1 protein-coding gene and 1 pseudogene are annotated in these 1,968 nt (G+C 40.9%); both read right to left on the reverse strand.

The genetic code is table 11. From position 1 onward, the window contains the following. Nucleotides 1–328: pseudogene (locus AC29Z1_RS17305) on the reverse strand (aminotransferase); the annotation flags it as partial. Between the two features lie 69 nt (nt 329–397). Continuing rightward, nucleotides 398–1,690: an asparagine--tRNA ligase gene (gene asnS / locus AC29Z1_RS17310; RefSeq protein ID WP_488272691.1), complete on the reverse strand. Its 1,293-nt coding sequence runs from the start codon at nt 1,688–1,690 to the stop codon at nt 398–400. Between the last annotated feature and the right edge of the window lie 278 nt (nt 1,691–1,968).

Genomic DNA, 1,968 nt, shown 5'->3' on the forward strand with positions numbered 1-1,968 from the left:
AACCGCCGGACGTAGCTACCGCTTCAGTATAAGCTTCTGGTCGGTTATCCGCAAAAGATAACGCTGTTGCCGCTTCTAAAAACTCAGGCAAACCGGCAATAGGTGCATAGTTGACGATTTCATTGATCGGCAGGTTACGATATACCTTTTCTACAGTTGGTAGACAAACCAAAGCTTCGTTATCATCCAAAATTGCGCCAATTGTGGCATTTACCACCTTATCTTTACCATATTGGGCAACAGCCTTGTTAGCAGCAGCTGCTGCTCCGAAAATTTTGTCTGTAGCAAATTTACCCCTCGCATGTGTCGCGGCAATACTTTCTACCATATTATCTCCCCCTACAAATATTTACAATTTTATCAATTGATTTATCTGCGGTATATCTACGATTTTATGTTAAGGATACATCTTATGAAGCATACGTGGGAATGGTATTGTCTCACGGATATGATCTAAACCACATATCCATGCAACGGTTCGTTCAAGTCCTAGGCCAAAACCGGAATGCGGCACACTACCAAATCGACGCAAGTCCAGATACCACTCAAAGGCAGCTTTTGGCAGTTTGTGCTCAGCAATACGCTGTTCCAACAATGCCAGATCGTCAATACGCTGGCCACCGCCAATAATTTCGCCGTAACCTTCAGGCGCCAAAAGGTCAGCCCCTAAAACTACGTCAGGATTATTGGGATCAGGTTTCATATAAAAGGCTTTAATGGCTGTCGGAAAACTATGTACAAATACCGGGGCATTGAAATGGTTTGAAATAATGGTCTCATGCGGTGCGCCAAAATCATCCCCCCAGGTAAACTCTTCACCTGACTGACGTAACAGTTCCACTGCCTCTGTATAACTAATACGTGGAATATGTTTTTTGATGGCTTTCAGATTTTCTATATCACGTTGTAGTATTTTGAGCTCATTTTGGCATTTATCAAGTACTCGCTGAACGACATAACAAATCATGTCTTCCTGCAGATCCATGTTATCATGTATGTCGAAATAAGCCATTTCGGCTTCAATCATCCAAAACTCTAAAAGATGACGGCGAGTTTTTGATTTTTCAGCCCGGAAAGTAGGACCAAAACAATATACGCGTCCCAGGGCCATGGCGTTAGCCTCATTATAAAGCTGTCCGCTTTGTGATAAATAGCCTTTTTCGCCATGATAATCAAGTTCAAACAAGGTAGTTGTGCCTTCGCAAGCCGCAGGCGTAATAATCGGCGCATCGGCCAGAACAAAGTCACGTTCATAAAAAAAGTTTCTGAGCGCATGTTCAATTTCAGAACGAATACGTAATATAGCGGCCTGGCGTGGTGTACGAATCCACAAATGGCGATGTTCTGCTAAAAACTCAACCCCATGTTCCTTATGGGTGATAGGATAGTCTTTTGCAATACTTACAATTTCCAGACCAGTTACTTGCATTTCGTAGCCGCCAACGGCTCGAGGTTCCTCACGGATAATTCCTGTTAATTTTACAGCACTTTCCTGAGTCAGTTTTTTTGCTTCACTGAAAAGCGCTTCACCTACTTCCTGTTTAACGGCAACTCCCTGCATTAATCCGGAACCATCTCGGAGAATTATAAACATAATTTTTCCGGAAGAGCGCTGATTATATACCCAGCCTTGCACTGTAACTTGCTCACCGACATGCTGGGATAAGTTCTTTATTAATGCCGCTTTCACATAATGCACTCCTTCTTTAAATTGGGCAAATTCAATTCTAAATATATTGAGTCGAACTTATTATATACTTATTCTGGTTATATCATTATATTTCCTGTTGAAAGCTTGGAAAAAAACAGTTTTTTTATTAACCATCAAGCTTGTAACTACTTAGATTATATACATAATACATTTATAGTTATACAAAATCTTATTGTAACCATATAAAATTTAAAATAGTTGCCAGGGCGTGTCGCAAAACGTTTATGGAAAAAACGTCTTGTGACACGCCTCTTTTT

The organism is Sporomusa sp. (genome assembly GCF_057736855.1).